This is a genomic window from Pseudomonas sp. P5_B3, from assembly GCF_056400405.1.
The window spans coordinates 1-24,307 of the sequence record NZ_JBFULI010000015.1 but is presented as its reverse complement, the minus strand read 5'-3'; the positions used below and the strand labels follow the sequence as shown (position 1 = coordinate 24,307).

At 59.9% G+C, this 24,307-nt stretch carries 24 protein-coding genes; 4 read left to right on the top strand and 20 right to left on the bottom strand.

Annotated features, from left to right (window positions below):
• Positions 1–38 precede the first annotated feature (38 nt).
• The 11 genes from AC1DRN_RS11600 to AC1DRN_RS11550 all read right to left on the bottom strand — a co-directional run bounded on the left by AC1DRN_RS11600 (position 39) and on the right by AC1DRN_RS11550 (position 9,164).
• Positions 39–1,544: a YdgA family protein gene (locus AC1DRN_RS11600; protein WP_223463247.1), complete on the bottom strand. Its 1,506-nt coding sequence runs from the start codon at positions 1,542–1,544 to the stop codon at positions 39–41.
• A 283-nt stretch (positions 1,545–1,827) separates the two neighbouring features.
• Positions 1,828–2,463, bottom strand: coding sequence for an NADH:ubiquinone oxidoreductase subunit N (locus tag AC1DRN_RS11595; protein WP_116264423.1), 636 nt, complete (start codon positions 2,461–2,463; stop codon positions 1,828–1,830).
• Between the two features lie 92 nt (positions 2,464–2,555).
• Positions 2,556–4,004 (bottom strand): efflux transporter outer membrane subunit, encoded by a 1,449-nt coding sequence (locus AC1DRN_RS11590; protein WP_223463246.1) that lies wholly within the window; start codon positions 4,002–4,004, stop codon positions 2,556–2,558.
• Complete coding sequence (locus AC1DRN_RS11585) at positions 4,001–4,888, bottom strand: efflux RND transporter periplasmic adaptor subunit (protein ID WP_457265713.1); 888 nt, start codon at positions 4,886–4,888, stop codon at positions 4,001–4,003. Before AC1DRN_RS11585 ends, AC1DRN_RS11590 begins: the two co-directional genes overlap by 4 nt.
• Complete coding sequence (locus AC1DRN_RS11580; RefSeq protein WP_007987399.1) at positions 4,885–5,094, bottom strand: DUF1656 domain-containing protein; 210 nt, start codon at positions 5,092–5,094, stop codon at positions 4,885–4,887. The genes AC1DRN_RS11585 and AC1DRN_RS11580 overlap by 4 nt, the downstream gene beginning before the upstream one ends.
• Positions 5,091–7,163: an FUSC family protein gene (locus AC1DRN_RS11575; protein ID WP_223463245.1), complete on the bottom strand. Its 2,073-nt coding sequence runs from the start codon at positions 7,161–7,163 to the stop codon at positions 5,091–5,093. The genes AC1DRN_RS11580 and AC1DRN_RS11575 overlap by 4 nt, the downstream gene beginning before the upstream one ends.
• Positions 7,160–7,588 carry a MarR family winged helix-turn-helix transcriptional regulator gene (locus AC1DRN_RS11570; RefSeq protein WP_223463244.1) on the bottom strand — a complete coding sequence of 143 codons (429 nt, stop codon included), beginning with the start codon at positions 7,586–7,588 and terminating at the stop codon, positions 7,160–7,162. Before AC1DRN_RS11570 ends, AC1DRN_RS11575 begins: the two co-directional genes overlap by 4 nt.
• 131 nt (positions 7,589–7,719) lie before the next feature.
• Positions 7,720–8,001 carry a type II toxin-antitoxin system RelE family toxin gene (locus AC1DRN_RS11565; protein WP_223463243.1) on the bottom strand — a complete coding sequence of 94 codons (282 nt, stop codon included), beginning with the start codon at positions 7,999–8,001 and terminating at the stop codon, positions 7,720–7,722.
• Positions 7,991–8,236: a type II toxin-antitoxin system prevent-host-death family antitoxin gene (locus tag AC1DRN_RS11560; protein WP_150726393.1), complete on the bottom strand. Its 246-nt coding sequence runs from the start codon at positions 8,234–8,236 to the stop codon at positions 7,991–7,993. Before AC1DRN_RS11560 ends, AC1DRN_RS11565 begins: the two co-directional genes overlap by 11 nt.
• Positions 8,237–8,318: 82 nt before the next feature.
• The gene (locus tag AC1DRN_RS11555) at positions 8,319–8,564 is read right to left on the bottom strand and encodes a DUF2789 domain-containing protein (RefSeq protein WP_150726392.1); all 246 of its coding nucleotides are present in this window, start codon (positions 8,562–8,564) and stop codon (positions 8,319–8,321) included.
• A gap of 138 nt (positions 8,565–8,702) precedes the next feature.
• Complete coding sequence (locus AC1DRN_RS11550) at positions 8,703–9,164, bottom strand: aminoacyl-tRNA deacylase (protein ID WP_108219767.1); 462 nt, start codon at positions 9,162–9,164, stop codon at positions 8,703–8,705.
• Positions 9,165–9,362: 198 nt separating this feature from the next.
• On the opposite strand from AC1DRN_RS11550, the gene AC1DRN_RS11545 reads away from it, so the two are divergent.
• On the top strand, positions 9,363–9,896 hold the full coding sequence (locus AC1DRN_RS11545; protein WP_223463242.1) for an NfeD family protein: 534 nt from the start codon (positions 9,363–9,365) through the stop codon (positions 9,894–9,896).
• Positions 9,897–9,898: 2 nt separating this feature from the next.
• A complete protein-coding gene (locus tag AC1DRN_RS11540) occupies positions 9,899–10,657 on the top strand; it encodes a slipin family protein (protein ID WP_108219769.1) in 759 nt (252 codons plus the stop codon).
• Positions 10,658–10,675: 18 nt separating this feature from the next.
• Here AC1DRN_RS11540 and AC1DRN_RS11535 read toward each other — a convergent pair whose 3' ends face one another.
• Together AC1DRN_RS11535 and AC1DRN_RS11530 are read right to left on the bottom strand one after the other, a co-directional pair.
• Complete coding sequence (locus AC1DRN_RS11535) at positions 10,676–12,259, bottom strand: glycosyltransferase family 39 protein (RefSeq protein ID WP_223463241.1); 1,584 nt, start codon at positions 12,257–12,259, stop codon at positions 10,676–10,678.
• A gap of 326 nt (positions 12,260–12,585) precedes the next feature.
• Positions 12,586–12,912, bottom strand: coding sequence for a hypothetical protein (locus tag AC1DRN_RS11530; RefSeq protein WP_223463276.1), 327 nt, complete (start codon positions 12,910–12,912; stop codon positions 12,586–12,588).
• On the opposite strand from AC1DRN_RS11530, the gene AC1DRN_RS11525 reads away from it, so the two are divergent.
• Positions 12,817–13,698 carry an RHS repeat-associated core domain-containing protein gene (locus AC1DRN_RS11525; protein WP_223463275.1) on the top strand — a complete coding sequence of 294 codons (882 nt, stop codon included), beginning with the start codon at positions 12,817–12,819 and terminating at the stop codon, positions 13,696–13,698. The genes AC1DRN_RS11530 and AC1DRN_RS11525 overlap by 96 nt on opposite strands.
• A gap of 63 nt (positions 13,699–13,761) precedes the next feature.
• Here AC1DRN_RS11525 and AC1DRN_RS11520 read toward each other — a convergent pair whose 3' ends face one another.
• The 7 genes from AC1DRN_RS11520 to AC1DRN_RS11490 form a co-directional block, all read right to left on the bottom strand.
• Positions 13,762–14,628, bottom strand: coding sequence for an ABC transporter permease (locus tag AC1DRN_RS11520; RefSeq protein WP_457265714.1), 867 nt, complete (start codon positions 14,626–14,628; stop codon positions 13,762–13,764).
• 21 nt (positions 14,629–14,649) lie between these two features.
• On the bottom strand, positions 14,650–15,510 hold the full coding sequence (locus AC1DRN_RS11515) for an ABC transporter ATP-binding protein (protein WP_223463938.1): 861 nt from the start codon (positions 15,508–15,510) through the stop codon (positions 14,650–14,652).
• Positions 15,511–15,515: 5 nt separating this feature from the next.
• The gene (locus tag AC1DRN_RS11510) at positions 15,516–16,541 is read right to left on the bottom strand and encodes an ABC transporter substrate-binding protein (protein WP_223463939.1); all 1,026 of its coding nucleotides are present in this window, start codon (positions 16,539–16,541) and stop codon (positions 15,516–15,518) included.
• A gap of 18 nt (positions 16,542–16,559) precedes the next feature.
• Positions 16,560–17,447, bottom strand: coding sequence for a TauD/TfdA dioxygenase family protein (locus AC1DRN_RS11505; RefSeq protein WP_223463940.1), 888 nt, complete (start codon positions 17,445–17,447; stop codon positions 16,560–16,562).
• A gap of 369 nt (positions 17,448–17,816) precedes the next feature.
• On the bottom strand, positions 17,817–19,181 hold the full coding sequence (locus AC1DRN_RS11500; protein ID WP_218429516.1) for an HlyD family type I secretion periplasmic adaptor subunit: 1,365 nt from the start codon (positions 19,179–19,181) through the stop codon (positions 17,817–17,819).
• The gene (locus AC1DRN_RS11495) at positions 19,171–21,327 is read right to left on the bottom strand and encodes a type I secretion system permease/ATPase (protein ID WP_223463945.1); all 2,157 of its coding nucleotides are present in this window, start codon (positions 21,325–21,327) and stop codon (positions 19,171–19,173) included. The genes AC1DRN_RS11500 and AC1DRN_RS11495 overlap by 11 nt, the downstream gene beginning before the upstream one ends.
• Positions 21,328–21,369: 42 nt before the next feature.
• A complete protein-coding gene (locus AC1DRN_RS11490) occupies positions 21,370–22,725 on the bottom strand; it encodes a TolC family outer membrane protein (RefSeq protein ID WP_223463950.1) in 1,356 nt (451 codons plus the stop codon).
• A gap of 356 nt (positions 22,726–23,081) precedes the next feature.
• Here AC1DRN_RS11490 and AC1DRN_RS11485 point away from each other — a divergent pair.
• Positions 23,082–24,307 (top strand): retention module-containing protein (locus AC1DRN_RS11485; protein WP_477786718.1); only part of this gene is annotated, 1,226 nt, incomplete at its 3' end.

Below are 24,307 nucleotides of genomic sequence, written 5' to 3'. Positions count from 1 at the left end.
GACTGGCATTAGGACGTTACCGGGTTACAAGGTCGCCGTTATTCGGTGGCGCCAGTACCCTGGAACTTGCTCATCACAAAACCGGCAAACTCTTCGACGGTCATTTTCTGGCCGTTGAAGTCCACCTGATTGTTGGCGTAATGCAAGTTGGTGACGATATTGTTGCCGTCCAGTTTTGCCAGTTGGCTGCCGACCGCCATGCTGCTGAACATGTCTGCGGTGGCAGTGGCCTGGTCGGCAATCAGCTTGGCATCGGTCTGGCCGTCGATTTGCGATTGCACGGTGAGCACATCGACCAACATGGGTTTGGACACTTGCAACTTGAAGTCCAGCAGCGCAATCAGCTGCCTGACCAACTGATCGGTCGGCAGGTCGATGGCTTGTGGCTTGGTCAGGTCGAGCACCATGTTGGCGCGGCTCTCACCGTTGGCGGTGTTGAACGACAGGTTTTCCAGGGCCACTTGCGGACCGGCCGCCAGCAGTTTTTCCAGGCTGGACTTGAGCAGTGCTTCTTCAGCTTCGGTCAGTTTCAGCTCCGGTGCCGGCAGACCGGCCGCCGTCGCTTCGGCTGCCGCCCGCTCATACGGCTGCAGTTTGCTCTGGTAAACCTGCATCAACGACAGGCTGGCCGGAATGTCGAGGTTCTTCAGGCTCATGGTCAGCGCACCGGAACCGATGGTCTTGCCATTCAAGGACACTTCGCTGACCTTGTAATCGGCACGCCCGGAGGCGCTGCTGCCCTTTTCTTCGGTCAGGTTCTTCATCTCGAATTTCTTGAAGTCCAGCACCGACTGCTTGACGCCAAAAGTCGATTTGCCGCTGGCCAGTTCAAGGACGTTTTCGCCGGTGTAGAAACCGTAGGTACTTTTTGTCAGGTTGCTGGCCAGGGTCAGGCCGTTCAATTCAACCTGCACCGGTGCCTGGTCTTCGGACACGGTGGTCACTTTCAGACTGTCCATGTAGCCACTGGCCTTGACCTTCTGCGCCTGGGCGCTGGCATCGACGTCCATGCTCAAGCCGGAAAACTTCATGCTCGACTTGTCATCCAGGGCCATTTCCAGCGGCTGCAACTCGAAGGTGCCATTGGTAGCGTTGTCATAGCCGATGTTGACCACGCCGGTCAGTGGGGATTTGTCCTTGGCGGCGGCAAACCACTTCTCGGTGGACGGGGTCTTTTCCAGTTCGTAGTGATTGGTCGCCAAGACTGGCAACCACTTCAGTGACATCAGCCGCGAGAACGGCAACGGGCCGTGTTCGATGTGATCGACAAACAGCAACTCGACCGGCGCTTCGCCGAACATTTCGCCTTCGCCCTTGAGACGGTAGTGCGCGGTGCTGCTGAATACATGACGCTCCAGCGACACCAGTTCCAGAGACGCTGTGCCGTTGGAACCGACCATGGCTGCCTGCAATTCCTTGTTGGCATTGGCAATCGAGGTGTTCAACACACCTTCGATTTTGGTGCCGGTGAACCAGGCTCCGCCTGCGCTGACGGCACCGATTGCGACAACGATTCCCAGTAGCACGCCTGCTGATTTATTCATGTATGACCCGTTCGATGTCCGTTGTTGAAAGTGAGGTCGTCTTCCCTGAACCCATGACAGGTTGCGGCTCGACTGTGCTGAAAGTGGAATGGAGATTAGCACCGGGCGCGACGAGCGGCCCAATGATTAAAGGTGAAAGAGTGTCTTGGGGGGTGTTCACGCGGTTGGAGATATTCGCAGTCAATGCAATTGCCATCGCGAGCAGGCTCGCTSCTACAAGGGGAATGCATTCCAATGTAGSAGCGAGCCTGCTCGCGATGGCGATCGAACAGCCGATATCAACTCAAGAGTATTGGACCTCGATCTCATCCAGCTGATGATCAAAGCTTTTGAGCCGCGCAGTCCAGGTGTACACCAGCACTTCGAAGTCGCGGTTGATCACCGCCCCGCCCGTCACTTCCGCACGCGGGTCGCAGACGTCCAGTTGATAACGTTCGCGGGCCATGGCCGTGGCGACATCGGCCAGTTCCCGGGCATTGCTGAGCCAGTGCCGACCGTCGTCAGCCACTTGCCGGTCCAGCGCCAGGCATTGTTTTTTCAGGCTCTCGAGGCTTTTTTCCAGCGGCGTGCCGGTCAATTCGCCCATGACTTCCTGAAACGTGCGCCCCGGCTGCCAGTAACTGCCCCAGAAATAACGGTCGAACACCGTTTCGACACGACGCAACGCCACCTTGGTGTCCCAGATCAGGACCAGGGTCTTGCCTTGTTCGAGTTGTCTTTTCTTGATGCGTTGATTCTGGACCGAGGCCCAGGCCACCACCGCAATGGACATCACCGCAATCAGCGCGACGGCACTGTCGAGGAACGCCAGAGCCTTGTCGATCTGGTGGGCCAGCATGATGCCGTAGAAATAGGTGGCCGACAGCAGCACTAATGCCACGATGGCGCACCAGAAGCCGAGAGCATAAGGGTTTTTCATTCTTGGTTTCCCCCTGACCTGCGCGTGCCTTGTGCGAAGAAAGGGCGCTTTGCACAGACGCCCGTCCAACACTTCAAAGCATAGCAATGGCCTCAGGGTTTGCCGGAGTTCGACGCTTGCGTTCGTCCGCTTTCCCAACCGCCGCCCAAGGCGAGGAACAAATCGATCTGGCTTGCGGCAACCTGGGTGTTCGCGGCCGCCAGTTGCGCCGTGACGTCGATGTAGGTGCGGGTGGCTTGCAGGTCGGCCAGGAACGAGGCGCGCCCGGCCTGGAAGAAGCGGTGGGTCTGGTCGGCCGCCAGTTTTGCCGATTGCTCGGCGTCCGCCAAGGCATCGCGACGTTGCAATAACGCGGTGTATTGGGCGAGGCCGGTCTGGGTTTCACGAATGGCGTTGAGCACCACCCCATCGAAATGCGCCAGCGTCGCCTGGGTCACCGCCTCGGCCTCGCGGATACGCGCCCGGGCGCCGTTGGTCGGCACCTTCCAGGTCAGCGACGGACCGAAGCCCCAGCGGTTGGTGGACGGGTCGCCGAGATCGTCCAGGATACCGACGGTACCGATGGTCGCGCCGATGCTGATATTCGGGTACAGCTCACCCGTGGCGACGCCAATACCGGCCGTCGCGGCCGCCAGCCGCCGCTCGGCCTGCCGCACATCCGGGCGACGCTTGAGCAACGCGGCGCCATCGCCCACCGGGATCAACTGCGCGATTTTTGGCAGCTCGTCGCAAGTGGCGGTGCCGGCCGGCAATTGATCCACAGGTTTGGCCAGCAACATCGACAAGCGGTAGAGCCCGGCCTGACGCGCCGCCTCATAACGCGGCATGTCCGCGCGCAGGGATTTGAATTGGGTTTGCGAGCGAGTGACCTGGGTTTCGTCGCCACGCCCGGCATCGCGCAGGCGCTGGATCAGCGTCGTGCTCTGGGCTTGCAGGTCGAGGGAGTGCTGGGCAATTTCCCGCTCTTCATTGGCCGCGCACACCTGGGTGTAAGCCCGAACCACGTCGGCCACCACGGTGATGCGTGCCGTATCGGCGGCTGCCTGAGTTGCATCGGCGTTGGCCTTGGCCGCTTCGATGCCGCGTTGCAAGGTGCCGAACAGGTCGAACTGGTACGACGCGCTGATGCCGATATCGCCAATGTTGGCCACCGGCACTTTTTCCGGGATCAGGAACGCCTGGCCGGACTCCTGCAAGCGCTGGGCGCCCATCTGCACGCCGCCACTCCAGCCGCCCGCCGCTTGCGCCTCATCGACCTGAGCGCGAGACCGCGACAAGCTGGCCGCCGCCACGCGCAAATCAGTGTTGGAGGCCATGGCCTGTTGCACCAACTGATCGAGTCGCGGGTCCTGATACAAACGCCACCAATCGGCCGGCACCGGCGCGGACACCACCGTTTTACCATCCACCGCCAGATCGCCCTGGAAGTCTGGACGATGGACAGCCGCCTCTTCGGGCAAATGATAATCCGGCCCGACCATCTGACACGCCGACAGCAGCAAGCCTAACCCGGCGACCGCCAAACCCGAGGCCTTGCTCATTGCGCCAGCTCCCGCTTTTGATCATCGATGATCGATACCGTGGCGGTGCGCCCGGCGATCATGCGGAAATCTTCCGGCACGTCATCGAAGGCGATGCGTACTGGAATCCGCTGGGCCAGCCGCACCCAGCTGAACGCCGGGTTGACGTTGGGCAGCAGGTTGTTGCCGCTGGTGCGGTCGCGGTCTTCGATACCGGCGACGATGCTCTCCACGTGCCCGCGCAGGCGCGCATTGTCGCCGATCACCCGTATGTCGACGCTTTGGCCGATATGGATGCCGTTCAGTTTGGTTTCTTCGAAATAGCCATCGATATGGAATGAGTTGCTGTCGACCACCGACAACACCGGACGCCCGGCGCTGACGAACTCCTGGGCCCGTGGCGCGCGGTCGTTGACGTAGCCGTCCACCGGGCTGCGGATCACCGAGCGGTCGAGGTTGAGTTGTGCACTGTCCACCGCCACCTGGGCCTCCATCAAAGCCACTTGGGCGCGGGCCACTTTCGACTGGCTTTCTTCCAGTTGTTCACCCGGCACCAGATTGCCCAGGCCCTTGTTACGCTTGGCCTCGCGCTGGGCCTGGGCCAGGGTTTCTTCACGGTCGGCAACGGCCGCTTTCGCCTGGCGCAGCGCCAGCTTGAAGCGGTCCGGATCGATGCTGAACAACACCTGGCCGCGTTTGATCAACTGGTTGTCGCGCACCTCCACTTGCTGGATCAGCCCGGACACGTCCGGGGCGATTTGCACGATGTCGGCACGGATGTGCCCGTCGCGAGTCCAGGGCGCGAACATGTAATACATCACCATGCGCCAGACCACGACAACGGCGAAACTCACGATCAACAGGGTCAACACCACGCGACCCAGGGTTAGAAACGGTTTTTTCATGTCATCAGGTATCGACTGAGTGAGTCCACAGCGCCAAGCAGCAAGGCGTAGAGGGCCACGTTGAACAATGCCCGGTGCCAGACCAGACGGTAAAAGTGCAGGCGCGTCAGCACTCCGTGCACCAACAGGTACAACACATACGTAATGCCCATCAGCACCAGCAGCGTGGGCAGGAACACCCCGCTCAGATCCAGGTCACCGATCATAAAGGCGCTCCATCAATGCCATGGGGAAGCGGTTCTTCGGGCTCGGCGGCACCGACGAATTCGACGCCGGGCAACAGTGCCAGACGCAAGCCGCTCAGGGCGTGCAGCAGATGCCGACGGGTTTCATCATCGCCGGCACCGCTGAGGGCGCGACGGGTGCGGTCGAGGGTCATCAGCAACGGGCTCGGTGCCGGCAAGCGCTCACCGGCCTTGAGACAGGCCTTGAAGTACTCGCCAACCTCGGCCACCACCTGGCGCAGCAGCACCTGCGGCACACCGAGGACCCGCGGCGTATAAGCGAGCAGGTCCAACAGATTCAGCGCCACTCGCACTTCCCGCAGCGCCACGCCAGAGTCCTGGCCGGTCATGGCCAGACGCGGCAGATGCTGCATCAGCCGATCGAGCATCCGTATGCCCAGAAGCCGATGCTCGGACAACGTGGCCGGCTCGGAGAGGCCGACAATGTCACGCCAGCTGAAACGGGTCAGGCGCTTGGCTGCAAGTTCGGCCCCGAACGGCCGGGCAATGAGGGTCCAGATGAACGCGAACAGCAGCCCCATGGGACCGGCCAGGTTGGAGTTGGCGAAACTGAGGAAGTCCGCGTCGTAAGCGCCCTGAATGCTGATGAAGGACGAAGTGTTGACCAGGGTCAGCAGCATGCCCAGGTAAAACTGCGGCTTGACCGTCAGGGTGCCGACGCAAATGAACGGTACGGCAAACGCCAGCACCAGCATCGGAAAGTCATGCAGGTTGGGCAGCACCAGAAACAGATAAAGGCTGGCGAACACCACCGACATCGCTGTCCAGAAAAAGAACCGGTAAATCTGCGGCGCCGGGTCGTCCATCGAGGCAAAGAAGCTGCACGCTACCGCCGCCAGGATCACGGCGCTGCCGCCATCGGTCCAGCCGAGCAGAATCCACAACACTGAAGCGACGATTATCGCAGTGACGGTGGAAGCAGCGGAATAGAACATCAGGCCACGATCCAGAAACGGCGTCAGCCGTCCCAGCCGCCAGTGCCGATACACCGCGCGCCAGTTGTCCTGGCTTTCGCACTGGATGGCGTATTGCAGGCTGCGGCAGTCCTGCCACAGATCGATCCATTCGCCGAGACGGTAAATGGCGTTGGAGAACAGCAGTTGCTTGCGGTCATCCAGCACTTCGGGAGCAGGTTGCAGGGCCTCAAGTAGATCTTTCAGGGCCTGCCAGCGGTCGAGATCGGCATCCTTGTGTTCGAGCCATTCGGTGGTGGCGGCCAGCAACGGCGCGAACTTGTCCACAAGCTCGGGAGTGCGTCGTTCCAGGGCGTAAAGCGCATCGTCGAGGGCATCGATCACAGGCAGCAGGTGAATCATCCGTCCGCGCAATTCCTTGGTGTTACGCACCGTCTGCGGACGCGAGCCTTCGTGGGGCAACTGACCAATCATCAACTCCAGGGAGTTGAACGTGGCGACCATCGATGCGCGCAACGCGCTGACTTCTTCAGGTTGCACGTTACGGCTGAGAAAACGCAGGCTGTAGGTCGATGCATCGGTAAACCATTTGCTCACCGAATCGTTGAACACCGGCGCCAGACGCCGGGGCCAGAACATGGCACCGACCACCGCCGCCACGGCGATACCGAGAAAGATTTCTTCGGTCCGCGCTTCGGCCACGTCCCACACCCCCAGCGGGTTGTTCACCACCGGCAGGGCGATCAACGGCAAGGTGTAACCGGCGAGCATCAAGGCGTAGTTGTTGGCCGTGCGCAAATGCAGGGACAGAAACAGCAGTGTGCCGGTCCACAGTGCAATCACCACCACCAGCACATAAGGGCTCTGCACAAACATCGGCACGAACAGAACCGCCGCCGCAGCGCCGATAAAGGTGCCGACCGCCCGGTACAACGCCTTGGAACTGGTAGGCCCGAGAAACGGGCTGGAAACGATGTACACCGTGGCCATCGCCCAGTACGGACGCGGCATTTGCATAAGCAAGGCGATGTACAGTGCGATCATCGATGCGGCGAAGGTGCGGACTCCGTAGAACCAGTCCCGCGCCGGGGGCATGCCCGAGAAGAATCCGTTCAAGAGTTGGCCACCGATGGCGGTGTGGCCGCTTCAAAAGCTCTCAGCACCCGCAGCGTAGCTTCCAGATCACCCTGGTCAATGCCTTCAAGTACTTCGTGGCGCAAGCGCACCAGCTCCACTTCGACCGCCTGCACCAGTTCCCGACCGGTTTCGGTCAGGCTCAGGCATTTGGCGCGGCGATCCTGTGCATCTTCGGTGCGRCAGACGTAACCGGCATGGCACAGTTGATCGAGCAGGCGTACCAGCGACGGGCTCTCCATCCCTGCTGCCTGGGCCACCGTCACCTGGCGCACACCCTCGCCCAGACGCCCGATCATCAACAGCGGAACGGCGCAGGCTTCGGAGATTCCGTAGTTGACCAGCGTAGTCTGGCAGATTTTGCGCCAATGCCTGGCGGCCACCACCATGGCACTGCTGATGTTCATCTGGAGAACGTCGAGGTTATTCGGCACGAGGGAAAACACACACTGTTAGTTTGCTAACTATCAATATGCATTGGAGAGGATTTTCCGTCAAGTTTTGAAACAAATACGTAATAGAGACCTGTCGAGAGCGATCAACGTTTCCTGGCGCGCTCATACACTTCACTGCGCTCGCGCTTTCCTACTGCAACGACAGAAACGACAACGCGCTCATCTATCACCTCGTAGACGAGTCGATATCCCGATGACTTCAACTTGATTTTGTAGCAGTCGGGCATGCCATGGAGTGAGTCGCAAGGGACTCGAGGCAGTTCAAGCCGCTCTGCCAACTTCTTTTTGAATTGTTCACGCAACGTGTGCCCCAGCTTGTCCCATTCCTTGCGTGCAGACGGCAGAAATTCGAGCTTATAAGTCATCCAGCGTTACCGAAATCGGCGTTTCATGACGACGAGAACGCACGATTTCCGCCAATTCCAGATCATCCAGGCGTTCCATCATGGCTTCGAACACATCGGCAGGGACCATATACCCCATGACACGATTGTGATTGAGCACTGCGACGGGCCCTCCATGGGCGCCATTCAAAACGGCAGAGGGGTTTTTCTTTAGTTCAGACACGCTGACAGCCATGTCAGCCAAAACACTTTGCATAATTAAGACCTCAAATAAGGTCTTAATTCTGGTCAATTATTGTGATCAGAGCAACCTCGGTGAACCACCGCCTATCAGTTTTCTAAACCCCCCGCCCTTTCCTCAGCAGCACATCCAGCTGATCCACCACCTCCGCCCAATCCGCGTCATCGAGTATCTCCTCTCGCAGAAGATCCGCCTGACTCGGGCTCCAGAAAAATGCATCCGCAAGGTGCAGCTCCGGTTTGAGCGGTGAATGGGTGGCGATGAATTTATCGATGCTTTCGGCGTCGTCCGGCAGGCCGAGTTGCTTGAACAGGGATGGAAGGTTGTGGGTTGGGCTTTCCATGTCTAGCTCCTGTGAACTGATTAAGGGACCGCTGCGCGGTCATCGCGAGCAGGCTCGCTCCCACACGGTTCTGAGTCGATCACAAAACCTGTGGGAGCGAGCCTGCTCGCGATGACGTCAGCATTGACGAAACAAAACTCAATGACTCAACTCCCGCACTTCGGCATGCGGCACCATTTTCAGAAACTCGGGCATGTCCATGCGCACCAGGTTGACGTGATTGCCGGCCTCCAGATAGATGTCTTTCTGCCGGGTCAGCAGCGGATCGATGACCACCTCCAACCCATAGGACTCACCCAGCGCCGGTACGGCGCCGCGTTCGCAATCGTCGAACAGGTGCGCCAGGTTGCTTTCGCGAGACACCTGCCACTCACCGCTACTGCGGACTTTGCTCAGGTCAAGGTGACGGCTGGCGGGCAGCACGGCCATCAGGTAATGCCCATGGTGATCGTCGAGGATCACCGATTTTGCCACCCGTTCGGCAGGAATACCTGCGACCCGTGCCGTTTCGAGGCTGCTGGCCGAGTGTGGGTGGCTGACGATGTCGTAGTTGCATTGAGCCTTTTCCAGACTTCGCTGCACGGTTCTTGCCATACGCATGATGCACCTCGGTGTCCGCAACAATCGCTGGCGGACGCTGGTTAACAATTCTTTCGGTACTGAAAGTCTAGGCCCGATGACGTGTTCCGGCGGGAAATCCGCCCATCGGATGTCGACGAAAATTGAGCAAAATTCATACCGGCCAAGGCTCAACTAAACTGTGTTCAGAGCCACCCCAAGACTCTCTCGGAGGGTCAAGTGAACTTGCGCTGTTGTGCCATTGCGCTGCTGTTGGCGTTGAGCGGATCGACCTGGGCCGCCGACACGGTTGTATTGCTGGTGCCCAACCCCCTCGGGATCTGGCTGATCACCTTCGGCCTCGCGTTTCTGATCGCCGAGGCGGCACTGCCCAATTACGGTGTGATCGGCCTGGGCGGCATCGTGATGTTCGTGATCGGCGCGGTGATCCTGACCAATACCGATGTGCCCGAGCCGCTAATGATCGGCCTGGGACTGGTCAGCGCGCTGTTGCTGATCTACCTGGTGTTTCACGCCCTGAAGACCCGACCGCGCCACACCGTCAGCGGTGATGCCGGGCTGGTCGGCAGCGAAACGCCAGTCACGTCAGTGCAGCTCGGCAACGCCTATGGCGGCTGGGTGCATCTGCAAGGAGAACGATGGCAAGTGCTCAGCGCGACACCGCTGCAGCCCGGGCAACGGGTGCGAGTGGTGGGGCGCAAGGGTTTGCTGCTGCAAGTGGCCGCGGCTGACGCGGCGCCGGGTGGAGAATAGTCATGGGTTTGCAATTGGGTCTTGTCGCGCTCCTGCTGTTGCTCATCGCACTGGCGGGGTCGACGTTTCGCATCCTGCGCGAGTACGAGCGCGGCGTGGTGTTCCAGCTCGGGCGCTTCTGGCAGGTCAAGGGCCCTGGTCTGATCCTGCTGATTCCGGTGGTCCAGCAAATGGTCAGGGTCGATTTGCGCACCGTAGTGCTGGACGTGCCGCCGCAAGACGTGATCACCCGCGACAACGTGTCGGTCAAGGTCAACGCGGTGCTGTATTTCCGCGTGCTCGATCCGCAAAAGGCAATCATCCAGGTTGAAGACTTTCTGATGGCCACCAGCCAACTGGCGCAGACCACGCTGCGGGCGGTGCTGGGTAAACACGAACTGGACGAACTGCTGGCCGAACGCGAACGGTTGAACCTGGACATCCAGCAAGTACTCGACGCCCAGACCGACGCCTGGGGCATCAAGGTCGCCAACGTCGAGATCAAACACGTGGACCTCAACGAATCGATGATCCGCGCCATCGCCAAGCAGGCTGAAGCCGAACGGGAACGGCGAGCCAAGGTGATCCACGCCGAAGGCGAATTGCAGGCCTCGGAAAAACTCATGCAGGCCGCCGAAATGCTTGGCCGCCAACCGGGGGCCATGCAGCTGCGCTACATGCAGACCCTGAGTTCGATTGCCGGCGACAAGAGCTCGACCATCGTCTTTCCACTGCCGATCGAGTTGCTCAAGGGCATGGCGGACTTGTCGTCGAAACCCTGAAGGTTGCGATGACGCCACTCATTGTCCGGTATTGCCAGACAGGTACAACCTCGCGGCAACACCACCAGCCTTCATCTGACGAGCGATATGCCATTGCGCCGGCAACGGTGCGAACTCGTCAGGTACGTCGGCGGTACTGATCAGCCAGGTTCGTCCCGTGCCCTTGGGCAGGTCGCTCAAGTGGTCCAGGTACACGTCTGGCATCGTCAAGGTACCGAAACCATAGTCGTTCGGCCGGCTCGAAGTGCCATCGGCCCGTGGCGGTGTGTAGAGCAGGGGCTGGGTACTGGTGCGGTTGTAGTAGACGTAACTCAAGTACCAGAGCATGTCACTGGTGACGATCCGGTCCCCCGGCTGAAAATGCAGGTTGACGTCTTCCACCAGGACATTGACCTGATCATGGACGTCCACTGTCGCGTTATTTTTCAGGCCCACCAGTTCAACACCGACAAACAGGACCAGCACCGTCATGGCCAGCACCCGGGAACCGGAGTACAAGCGGTCGATTGCCAATGCCGCCAACAGCGGCAGGCCAAGGGCATACGCGGTGAGGTAGCGCTCGATGAATATCGGCGAAAAAAACGACACCGCAAACACCAGCAGCATCGGGACAAAGGTGTAGACCGCGAGCAACGCGCTGCCACGGAACACACTGCGATCACGCGCCAGCGCCACCCACGCCAACACCGGCAAGGTCAGCGGCAAGGCAATAAATACCAGTGGCGGCAGGGTTTCTCCGTCGTCCTGGGTCAGCAACGACCAGACCATCGACGGCAAGGAATCCAGGCTGACGGGCAATTCCCAGCCAACATCGCCATTGGCCTTCAACTGGTCCAGGTGGCGTAGCAGGTCGACAAACCCCGGTAGCCACGGCAGATACAGCGCCACGATAGCCACATTGGCCAGCCACCAGTCACCCCGCTGGATGTGTCGCAGGCGATGACCCGGCTGCACACGGATGATCCCCAGATACAGCCAATGGCAGAGCACGCAAAGGGCCGTGAAGTAATGGGTGTAAAACGCCGCGCTCATCAGCACGACATAGATCACCAGATAGCGCCGGCGCTGCGGCTTGCGGATCCAGTACACCAGCGCAATGGTTGCCCCCAGCAACCACAGCCCCAGCAGCGAATACATTCGCACTTCCTGGCTGTAGCGCACCGCCGTGGGCAGCAGGGCCAGCAGGAAGCCGGCGAAGATTGCAGCACGGCGGGTGGCGAGCTGATCGACCAGCCACACACCGAGCCCGACCGAGGCAATCCCCGGCAGGGCACTGAGGCAACGGATCGACAATATGCCGTCGCCAAACATCGCGATCCAGCCGTGCAGCAGCATGAAGTACAGGGGCGGGTGCACGTCGTAGGCGGCGTGTACCCAGATGTCAGGTAATGAATAACGGGCCAGCAGCAGGCTGGAACCCTCGTCGCCCCAAATCGCGGCAGCGGTCAGATCGTAAAAGCGCACCAGCGCGGCCAATACCAGAATCGGCACCAGCCAATGCTCTCGCGCCCAGCGGATCAACGGTTGCGCGCCCCTGGCAAAACCAGGATTGGCATGCGGTCCCTGAGTGTCGCCCATCGGCGTTTCTCTGCGCGCCTCCATTGCCTCCCCTTGCGACATTGTGTGAAGAGCCAGATTGTTTGTGCATCACTTTAGCCCTTCAAGCCGAGCAACGTCGATGCTGACCCGGTAATGGAGCGATAGCCGGCGGCGGCACCGTCAGCGTTGCGCCGTCTGCGCCACGGGATACACCGACTCCCAACCACCACCCAACGGCTCGCCACAGGAGATCCAAGGTGGTCGCAAAATTTGTGTACGACAAAGAACCAATGTAGGAGCGAGCCTGCTCGCGAAAGCGGTGGATCCGTCACCACCTCCATGCGCTAGCCCATAGAAACAACTCACACCACTATCAGTTCTGATAGTTATCAAGTTGGGCTCAAGCGAGTAAAACTCAAGGTCTGCTCCACTTCCGCGAAGATCCCGGTATGAGTCACGCCAAACCTGTTGATCCAAACAACCGCAGCGAGCCACGGGTAATACTGCTGGCAACCGACCGCAGTCAGTCCATCATTGGTGAAATCGTCGATGGCCAGGCCCACACCCTCGGCTACTCCGCCTACGGCGAGCGGTCCGCGCAGCAGAAAGTCGAGACACGACTGGGGTTCAATGGCCAATTGCGCGAAGAAAAGATCGGATGGTATTTGCTGGGTAACGGCTACCGCGCCTACAACCCCTGCCTGATGCGCTTTCATAGCCCGGACAGTTGGAGTCCGTTTGGACGGGGTGGGTTGAATGCGTATATGTATTGCGTGGGGGATCCGGTGAATGCTTCGGATCCGACGGGACATAGCAGGGTGGGAAAACTCTTTTCGCGCGGCTACGATTTTCTATTTGGCGGCCCCGGAGCTACAGGGTCAGGCAGACCATTAGCGGATTTTGGTCCAATGTCTCCTGAAAAAACGGGTGAATTCACGGGGTTAATGATAGCGGGTGGTCCTGTAGCGGCGGCACCCGGCCCAAGAGGAGACATAATAAGCGAGGGTGCGCGGATGACCAGCGTTGCCTCGGAGAGTCTTAGTCGACCTGGATACGCAGACGGAGCGGCGTTGGGCGGATTGACCGCTCTTGGTAATAGATCAACAACTCCCTTCGGAAGAAGCGGAGACGGTGGCTGGGCTATGGGCTCCAACTCAAGCGCTCGTGGCCACTTACCGCAGCGATCGAGTTCTTTTGACCAACCGAGAACTCTATTCAATGGTTCAACCCCAACGGAGCCAACCCTCGTACACGAGAGGCTTTTAGGTGGTGCACCGCCTAGCGGCCCACCAAGCGCAGCGACCAATAACGGCCCCGCTGGCGGCGCCTATCTTCCAACATCTCCTCCGAGTTCGCGATCATCATCGTTCGACAGCTCTGGACCGAGTGACTGGAGTTCCAGTTCCAGCTCAAGCTCTTCTCGCTCTCCCAGGCCAGTGCTTGTGACGCTTATACGTAGAAGTGACGGCTCGTCGTTCAATTACTGGGTAACGAAAAAATAGAAACGCTGATCGCCTTGCTCAATGGGCTCATTACCAATATGTCGTCCAAACATTCGGCGTTCCCTAACGCACCATCCCCCACCGCCTAACCGTCACCCGCTCCAACGAATCAAACACCAGATTCTCCACCAGCAACCCAATCAGAATCACCACCGCCAACCCGGCAAACACCTTGTCGGTATACAGCTCATTGCGATTCTGAAAGATGTACCAGCCCAACCCGCCCTTCCCGCTGGTAGCGCCAAACACCAGCTCAGCAGCAATCAACGTCCGCCAGGCAAACGCCCAGCCGATTTTCAGGCCGGCGAGGATCGACGGCAGCGCCGCTGGAATCAGGATGAACAGCACGAAGCGCATGCCCTTGAGACCGTAGTTGCGCCCGGCCATGCGCAGGGTTTCCGAGACGCCGAGGAAGCCGGCGTAGGTGTTCAGCGCCAGCGCCCAGAGTACCGAATGCACCAGCACGAAAATCAGGCTGTTCTGGCCCAGTCCAAACCACAGCAGCGCCAGCGGCAACAGGGCGATGGCCGGCAAGGGGTTGAACATCGAGGTCAGGGTACTGAGCAAATCGCGACCAAATTGCGTCGACACCGCCAGTGTGGTCAGGGCAAACGCCAGGCCGATGCCGATCAGGTACCCCTTGAGCAACACCACCAGAGATATCCACACCTTGCCCAGCAATTCACCGCTGAGCAGGCCGTCGTACAAGGCGTGTGCGGTTTGCACAAAACCCGGCAGCAGCAGGTCGTTGTTTTGATACCGGGCAATTGCTTCCCAAAGCACTGCGAGCAAAATCAGGATCAGGCTCTTACGTAGCCAACCTTGCTGCCACAGACGTTGGCCGAGGGGTAATTCACGCTCCAGCGGCACGCTGGTCAGTGGCTGCAAAACCGTTTCGAACTCTTCACGCTGGGATGATAAATGGCTCATCGGGCCCTCCTTTCAACTGGCTCAATAAGCGATGCGGATGTCGGCGAAATCCAGCTCATGATCGGCTTGGGTCGGCTGGCCTTCGTCGAACAGCAGCCGATGGATGCGCCGTGCCGATTCCTGAAACGCCACACCGCCGAGGCTGTGCAAATCGTATTGATGGCTGTGGACTTCCGCCCTCACCCGCCCCGGATGCGGAGACAGCAACAGGATGCGGTTGCCCACCACCAGCGCTTCTTCGATGGAGTGCGTGACGAACAGCAGCGTGAAACGCACTTCCTCCCAGAGCAGCAATAATTCTTCCTGCATCTTGCGTCGGGTCAGGGCATCGAGGGCGGCGAAGGGTTCGTCCATGAGGAGGATTTTCGGCTGCATAGCCAGTGCCCGGGCAATAGCAACCCGCGCCTTCATCCCGCCCGACAGGGTATGCGGATAAGCATCGGCAAACGCCGCCAGACCGACCTTCTCCAGATAATGCAACGCCCGCTCTTCGGCCTCTTTGCGCTTGAGGGTTTTCGAGGCCAGCAGCGGGAACATCACGTTCTGCTTGACGGTTTTCCACGGCGGCAGTTGATCGAACTCCTGGAACACCACGATCCGGTCCGGCCCCGGCGCATCGACGCGCTGGCCTTGCAGACGGATCTCGCCTTCCACGGGCTGGATGAAGCCGGCGGCAGCCTTGAGCAACGTCGACTTGCCACAACCGGATGGCCCGAGCAGAACAAAACGGTCCGCCGGATCGATCTGGAAACTGACTTGATGGGTCGCCCGCACCACCCGCTGCGTCGTGCGGTATTCGAGGCTGACGTTATCGACCGACAGCAGCGCCTGGGCTGCCGCGATCGGTTTGCTGACCGTGTGGCCTTGCAAAGGGGCGTTCATTTCGGTCAGCTCCCTTGCAGCGGCTTGGCGTCCTGGAAGAAGTAGTCCTTCCACGAATCCGGTTTGTTTTTGATCGCGCCAACGCGGTAGAGGAACTCCGCCAGCGGGTAGGTGTTTTTCGGCGTGACGCTGAATTCGAACTGCGGGTTGTCGATGATTTTCAGCAACGCGGCGCGATCGATTTTGGCCTTGGTAACGCGGATATAAGTGTCGGCTGCCGCGCCCTTGTCGTTCTGCGCGAATTGCGCCGCTTCGATCAGCGCATCAATGAATGCCTTGTAGGTTTTCGGGTTCTCATTGCGGAATTTCTCGGTGGCGAACAGCACCGTCGGCGAGTTCGGGCCGAGCAGGTCATAGGTGTTCAGCACCACGTGCACATTGGGATTGGCCAGTTCCTGATCCTGGAACGGCGGATTGGAAAAGTGCCCGCTCAGCTCGGTGCCGCCGGCCACCAGCGCCGCTGTCGCGTCGGGGTGCGGAACGGCGATGGTGTACTTGTCGAGGCGATTGAAGTCCTTGTCACCCCACTGTTTGGCCGCCGCGTATTGCAGGAAGCGCGACTGCACCGACACGCCCACCGCCGGTACCGCGATACGGTCCTTTTCGGTGAAGTCGGCGATGGTTCTGACCTTGGGATTATTGCTCACCAGGTAGTACGGGAAGTTGCCCAGGGAAGCCACGGCTTTTACGTTCTGCTTACCGTGGGTGCGATCCCAGATAGTCAGCAGCGGGCCGACACCGGCGCCGGCAATGTCGATCGAACCCGACAGCAACGCATCGTTGACCGCCGCGCCGCCGGAGAGCTGGGTCCAGTCGACCTTGATGTCGATACCTTCCTGCTTGCCGTATTTCTCGATCAGGTTCTGATCGCGCACCACATTGAGCAGCAAGTAAACGATGCCGAACTGTTCGGCAATGCGGATTTCACCTTCGGCGTGGGCCACGGTCGGCGCCACCAGGCTGCTGGCGATCAGGCTGAAACCCAGGCCGATGGCCGCGGCCAGCGGAGCGAATGGAAGACGTTTGGACATGATCAAATCTCCGACAAATCAGAAAGGCGCGTCGCCCTGGATGGTGGTGCGATACAGCTTGCGGCGCAGATGGCTGGGGCATCCGGCGGCGAGGTGGATCAGCGAACGGTTGTCCCAGAACACCAGGTCTTGGGGCTGCCATTGATGGCGATAGATGTTTTGCGGTAGCACGCTGTGAGCGTAGAGTTCGGTCAGCAGTTGTTGGCTCTCGTCGTCCGGCAGGCCAACGATACGGGTGGTGAACCCTTCGCTGACGAACAGTGCCTTGCGACCGTTTTCCGGGTGGGTACGCACGACCGGGTGCACCACTTCGGCGACCTGGGCGAGCTGTTCCGGGGTCAGGGTCGGGCGCCAGCTGCCTTCGAATTTGGTCTCGCTGTAACGCGCCGTGTAGGAGTGCGCCGCCGAGCGACCTTCCACCGCTTTGCGCAGCGCGAGCGGCAGGTTGTCCCAGGCTTTGTGCATGTCGGCGAACAATGTGTCGCCGCCTTCTGACGGCAGCTCCCGGGCATGCAGCATCGAGCCCAGGCTCGGCAGCGCCTTATAAGAAAGATCGGAGTGCCAGAACTTGCCGGCGTCGCCCAGGCCAATGTTCTGGCCGTTTTCGACGATGTTGGAAACGATGAGGATTTCCGGATGCCCTGCCAGCAGGAACTGCTTGAGCACGTGGATCTGCAACACGCCAAAACGACGACTGAAATCGATCTGTTGCTCAGGGGTTATGCGCTGGTCGCGGAACACCACCACGTGATGATCCAGGTGCGCGCGGTGAATACGCGCGAAGTCCTGATCATTGATCGGACGGGACAGGTCGAGACCGATGATCTCGGCGCCCACCGCTCCGCTGAACGGGCGGACCTCAAAGAATTGTGGCGCGATGCTTGGCGAAGCTGAAGCTGCAGACATAAATCACTCCCACGCACGGCACGCTCAGAGGCGCGCGCGTCGATCAGAAACTCACGGAGGTCCCGTGTTGGTTCGTGTCGTGCGGCGCGCCGATTGGTCGGCAGGTACGCAGGAGACTGACTTTATAGATATAAGAATTTAAATTTAAATACCGTTAACGAATAACGTTATGGCGATTGAGAAGGCGGCGAGTGGATGGCTGAGTGACGTAATTTGTCACTTACTCACAGGGTTGAGGTGTTTTGACTGACGCCATCGCGGGCAAGCCCGCTCCCACAGGTTTTTGTGTCGGGCACATATTTGTGTTCCAGCAGAGAACCCTGTGGGAGCTGGCTTGCCAGCGATGAGGCCAGAAAGGCCACTGAAGATCTAGCGCTCGTGCAGCGCCTCGGCTCGCGCGCGGATGATCGGCTTGAGCAGGTAGCTCAGCACGGTCTTCTTGCCGGTGATGATGTCCACGGAAGCCACCATCCCCGGAATGATCAGCAACGGTTTTTCATCGGTGCCCAAGTGGCTGCGGTCGGTGCGCAGCTTGATGATGTAGTAGGTGGTTTTTTTGTCTTCGTCGGTAATGGTGTCGGCGCCGATCTGCTCCAGCCTGGCCTTCAACCCGCCGTAGATGGTGTAGTCATAGGCGGTGAATTTCACCGTCGCTTCCTGCCCCGGATGCAGGAACGCGATGTCCTGCGGGCGGATCTTCGCCTCGACCAGCAAGGTGTCGTCCAGCGGCACGATTTCCACCATGTCGCTGCCTGGCTGGATAACCCCGCCGATGGTATTGACCAGCAACTTGTTGACGATACCCCGCACCGGCGAAGTGACCAGCGTCCGGCTGACCCGGTCTTCCAGGGCCTTGCCGGTGGCCTGGGCCTTGTTCAGATCGGTGCGTGCTTCGTTGAGTTGGGTCAGGGCTTCGCTACGGAATTTGCCACGGGTTTCATCGACCTTGCGCTGCACTTCCTTGATTGCCGATTCAGCACGCGGAATGGCCAGGGTGGTAGCGTCGAGCTGACCACGGGTCTCCGCTTCGGCACGCCTGAGGCGCAGGACTTCCACCGGCGATACCGCGCCCTGGGCCACCAACGGCTCGGACATGCTGATTTCCTGACGCTGGAAGCCCAATTGCTGGCGATACTGTGCCTGCTTGGACGTGAATTCGCGCAGCTCCTGCTGGCGCTGGATCAACTGCTCCTGCAAGCCGCCAATCTCGTCGTGCAACTGTTGGCGGCGGCTTATATAGAGCGATTCTTCGTTCTTGGCCTGACCCGGCACGGCCTTGAGTACATCTTCGGGGAAGTTCAGCGGGCGATCTTCGACCTCGGCGCTCAGACGTTCGACCCGCAGCAGCATCGACAACCGATCGGCCTCGGTTTCGCCGACGTTCGAAGCAAATCGCGTGTCGTCCAGGCGAATCAGCGGTGCGCCGGCCTCGACGATCTGGCCTTCCTTGACGAACAGCTCGGCAACGATACCGCCTTCAAGGTTCTGGATTTTCTGGATTTTCGACGATGGAATCGCCTTGCCGTCGCCCTTGGTCACTTCGTCGATGACCGCGAAGTTGGCCCAGAGCATCAGGAATACAAAGAAAGCGATGATCGCCCAGATCGTCAGCCGCACCACTCGCGGCGCATCCTCGATCAGTGCCTTATTGACCTCCGGCAGCGGCTGGCCCTGCAGCGAAGCAGTGCCTTTGAAGTAGCGACGGATCGAATCCTTACCCGACTTAAGCAACACTGATCTGCCCCTTCTTCAACGCTTCCATCACCGCGGCTTTCGAGCCGTCGGCGAGTATCTGCCCGCGGTCGATCACGATCAGTCGATCGACCAGCGACAACAGCGATGCCCGGTGCGTCACCAGCACCATGGTCTTGTTTTCGATCACCGCCGCCAGGCGCTGCTTGAGGCGTTCTTCGCCGGTGTTGTCCATGGCGCTGGTCGGCTCGTCGAGTAGCAGGATCGGCGGATTGAGCAACAGCGCACGGGCCAGGGCGACGTTCTGCCGTTGACCACCGGAAAGGTTCTGCCCGCGCTCGCCCACTTGCAGCTCATAGCCCTGCGGATGCAAGCGCGCGTACTCATGGACGCCGGCCAGTTCTGCGGCTTGCAGCACCAGTTCATCCTCGACATACCGCGCACCGGAAACCAGGTTGTCGCGCAAGGTGCCGGCGAGCAACTGAATGTCCTGGGGCACGTAGCCGATGTTGTAGCGCAGCTCGCTGACGTCGATCTGGCGAATATCCACACCATCGACCAACAACGAGCCATCATCCGGCTGATACAGCCCCACCAGCAATTTCGCCAGCGAGCTCTTGCCCGAACCGCTTCGGCCAATGATGCCGACCTTCTCGCCGGGACGAATCGACAGGTTGATGTTCTTCAGCGCCAGGTTCTGCTGTTGCGGGTAGGTGAAGTTGAGCTGACGGCACTCAATGCCGCCTTGCAGCACCTTGCGGCTGAGCGGACGCTCTTCGAAATTGCGCTCCTGGGGCAGCTCCATCATCTGGTCGACCGAGGTCATGGTCACCCGCGCCTGCTGATAACGGGTCAACAACCCGGACAGTGACGCCAGCGGGCTGAGCGCTCGGCCACTGAGCATGTAGCAGGCAATCAGGCCGCCCATGCTCAGGTGGCCGTCGATGATCTGGTACACGCCGAAGACGATCATGATCACCCCGGCCAGTTGCTGGATCAGCAAGGTGATGTTCATTGCCAGGCCGGAGAGCATTTTCACCCGCAACTCAAGGCGACTGAGGGTGCCGATGGTCTGTTCCCACTGGTACTGGCGTTCGCTTTCGGCGTTGTTGACCTTCACCGCATCCAGGCCGGCCAGGGTTTCGATCAGGCTCGACTGACGCTCGGCCCCCAGCGCCATGGTCCGCTCCATGGTTGCTACCAGGGGTTTCTGCAAGGCATAGCCGATGGCCAGGGCAATCGGGAATGCCAGCACCGGTATCCACACCAGATGCCCGCCGAGGATCGCGATGACGATGAAAATCAGGAGGGTGAACGGCAGGTCGATCAGGCTGGTGAGGGTCAGCGAGGCGAGGAAGTCCCGCAGGCTCTGGAATTCATGGATGTTCTGGGCAAAGCTGCCGACCCGCGCCGGCCGGTATTTCATGGACATGCCGACGATGCGCTCGAACAGCGTGGCCGAGATGATCAGGTCGGTTTTCTTGCCGGCCAGATCCAGGCACAGGCTGCGCAGGCTTTTCAGGATAAGGTCGAAGAGATAGGCGCCCGTTATGCCGAGTGCCAGCACCCATAACGTTGCTTCGGCCTGGTTCGGCACGACACGATCGTAGACGTTCATCACGAACAACGGCGCGGCCATGGCGATGATGTTGATCAGAAAACTGGCGGCAATGGCGTCGGCATACAACCAGCGCGAACGCTTGAGGGTGTCGCGAAACCACGAGCGCGCACGCGGAATCAGCGTGCCGTGATTGACGTCGAATTTGTGCTGCGGCTGGGCGAAAAAGACCTTGCCGGTGTAGTCGTCGACCAGCAGCTCACGAGTGACCAGGGACTCGCCGCCATCGCTTTCGCTGAGCAGCACCCGCACCTGATCTTCGCCTTGCCAGCCAAGCAGGACGGCACTGCGACCGTCCTTGAGCAACAACAAGGCCGGCATGGCAATCGCCGGAATATCCTCCAGCTTGCGTTGCAGCACCCGACCTTGCAGCCCCGCGCGAGCGGCCGCGCGAGGCAGCAAGTCGACACTCAGGCGTTGCTCGGGCAGCGGCAGACCCGTGGTCAGCATTGCCGCGCTGGCAGGCTTTTGGTGCAGCATGCAAAGAGCGAGCAGACCATCCAGCAACGGATCGTCATGCAACGCGCGCGGATCATGAATGAGTTGAACCCGACTGACTTCTGATTCCACGCTCGGCACTCTTGGCTAACAATTGAACAACGAAGGTCCCGCTCAATTCATACCGGGCAATTGAACCTTGGGCTTCACGTCGTTCTGCACAACGGATGCCAATGGTGCGACCACTCCCTGGCTTTTGAGCAATTCGCCCATGGTCGCCTTGATACGGTACTGAGTAAATAACTGAGTGTTCTTGATCTCCGCCAGACGATGAGAGGAGGTAAACAGTTCGTTCTCACTGTCGAGCAAATCGAGCAGGGTGCGCTCGCCGAGGCTGAACTGACGCTGGTAAGCGGTCCGCACGGCGGTACTGTGATCGACGTATTGCTGGGCGATCGGCACCTGCGCGTTGGCGTTGTTCAGGGCGTTCCAGGCCAGGCCCAACTCTTCATTCAATTGGCGCAGGGCGTTGTTGCGGATGTCCAGCGCCTGGTTCGACAGGTAGGACTTGGATTCCAGATCGGCCTTGTTGCTGCCGCCGGAATACAGGTTGAAGCGCATGCGCAGCATGGCCTGCCATTCGTTGTCGTGGCCGTTCTGACCATCAATATCGTTGTCCGCGGTGCGACCCAATTCAGCATCGAAGCGTGGGTAGAACGTCGACTTGGCCGTGTCGTACTGCTTCTCGGCGGCGGCGATATCGGATTCGGCCGAGCGCAGGATCGGGCTGTTTTCCAGCATCTGCGCGCGGGCTTCATTCAGATTGGCCGGCATCAGCGCCATGAAGCTCGCCGGGCGCTCCAGTTGATCGGGCATCTGGCCGACAGCGGAGAGGTAGTTGGTTTCGGCGTCAGCCAGGTTGGTCTGCTCGGTGATCAGGTTGTTGCGCGCCTGGGCCATCCGCGCCTCCGCCTGATCGAGGTCGGCGCCGCTGCCGACACCTCGCTGGGTGCGCAGCTGGATCTGGTCGTAAATGCGTTGGTGACTCTTGAGGTTGTCCTCGGCCAGACGTACGAATTCGCGACGGGTCAGCACGTCGAGATAAACCTGGGCCACGGTCAGCCCGGTACGCTCGGAAGTACTCAGCAGCGAGTAGGCGCGGGAGTTGACGGCGGCTTGTTGACGCCCCACTTCGCTGGACGTCGCGAAACCGTCAAAAACCATTTGGGTCAGACGCAAACTGGACTCACTGCGATTCAGGGTTTCCCAGTGCTTGTTGCCGCTACTGTCCGCGCGGGTCGTCACGCTATCGGTGCCTTCACGACCGTAACCACCCAGCAGGTCAACCCGTGGCAGGTATCCACCTTTCGCAGCCTTCAGCTGATAGTCCGCAGCCAATCGGCTGTTGACGCCTGCCTGGACCTCAGGATGGACATCCAACGCTTGCTGCATGGCCTCTGGCAAGGATTGCGCCTGAACAAAAGATGCGGCGAGGGCGAAAGGTATAGCCATGAACAAAGGCAAACGCATGTAGGAATTTCCCAGAACTTCTTGTCTTGAATCACAGCAAAAGAACGTGCTGCGTCGGAAGATCGCAAGCCGAATGACCGTATGTCGGAAAGTTCAAAAAGCGGAACTGGATCACATACCGAGGACGGGTCACCACTGAAATATCAATGTGACATTACTGGGGCGATTGTTTAGGATGATCTGCAGAAGGTCAATAGTTTGGCATAAAGTTAATAGCTAAAAATTCTAGCCAAATTATTGACGTATTTTTGCGTCAAACTCGTGCATCCATTTTGCAATGTACGTCCAGACTGGTCGGCGCAGGCGCCATCAGGTCTATGGAAGTCAACTGAACGTGACACCCCGGAGAGTCTTCAATGAGCAGTGTTGTTGCCATAGTCAAAAGCATTGTCGGTCAGGTTTTCGTGGTGTCCCCAGAGGGCGTCCGCCGTGTTCTCGTTGAAGGCGACAAACTGTTTGCCGGCGACCAGATCGACACTGGCCTTTCCGGTGCCGTGTCCCTGGAACTCGCCGATGGCCGCACCCTCGATCTGGGCCGTGACACCCAGTGGAGCGCTGACGCCCCGGACTCCGGCACTGATCTGGCAGCCGCCACTGCGCAAGCCGCGCCATCGGTAGAAGAGCTGCAACAAGCCATTGTCGCCGGTGCCGACCCGACCAAAGACCTTGAAGCCACCGCTGCGGGGCCGACGGCGGCAGGTTCTGCTGGTGCCGTCGGTGGCGGTCACAGCTTCGTGGTTCTCGACGCCACCGCTGGACGCGTCGATCCGACCGTTGGCTTCCCGACCGCAGGTATCAACTCTGCCGGGCAAACGGCCCTGGAAATCCCGAGTGGCCAGACCACCAATGCCAACGCCAACGCCAACGCCAATACCCCGAGTGAATCAGTCCTCAGCCTCAGTGCCACGCCGAGCATCACCGAGGCCGGGGGCGTGCTGGTGTACACCGCAACCCTGACCCAGGCACCGCTGACCGACCTGACTGTCACGTTGTCCAACGGCGCCGTGATCGTGATTCCCGCGGGCGCGACCACCGGCAACGTCAACGTGCCATTGGCTGCGAACGACACTGTTTATAACGACGCGACCCAGATCGAAGTAACGGTCACCGGCACCAGCGGCGGCAGCGGTATCACCGTGACGCCGCCGACTACCCCGGCCGTGACCCAGGTCACCGATACCGTCGACTCCACCACGGTCACCCTGACGGCCGGCAATACCGTCACCGAAGGCGGGCAGATCACCTACACCGCCACCCTGAGCAACCCGGCCGGCACGCCGATGACCGTGACCTTGAGCAACGGCTCGGTCATCACCATCGAAGCGGGCAAGACCAGCGGTAGCGTCGTGGTCGAGACCCCGGCCAATGACGTTTATGTCAATGGCAGCACCGTCAGCACCACCATCACCGGCACCACCGGCGGCAACTTCGAAAACCTGGTGCCGAACACCCCGCCGGCCGTGACCACCATCACCGATTCCGTGGACAGCACCGGACTGAGCCTGACGGCCACCGGCAACATCACCGAAGGCGGGCAGATCACCTATACCGGTATCATATACACAACTGACGCTGCCGACGA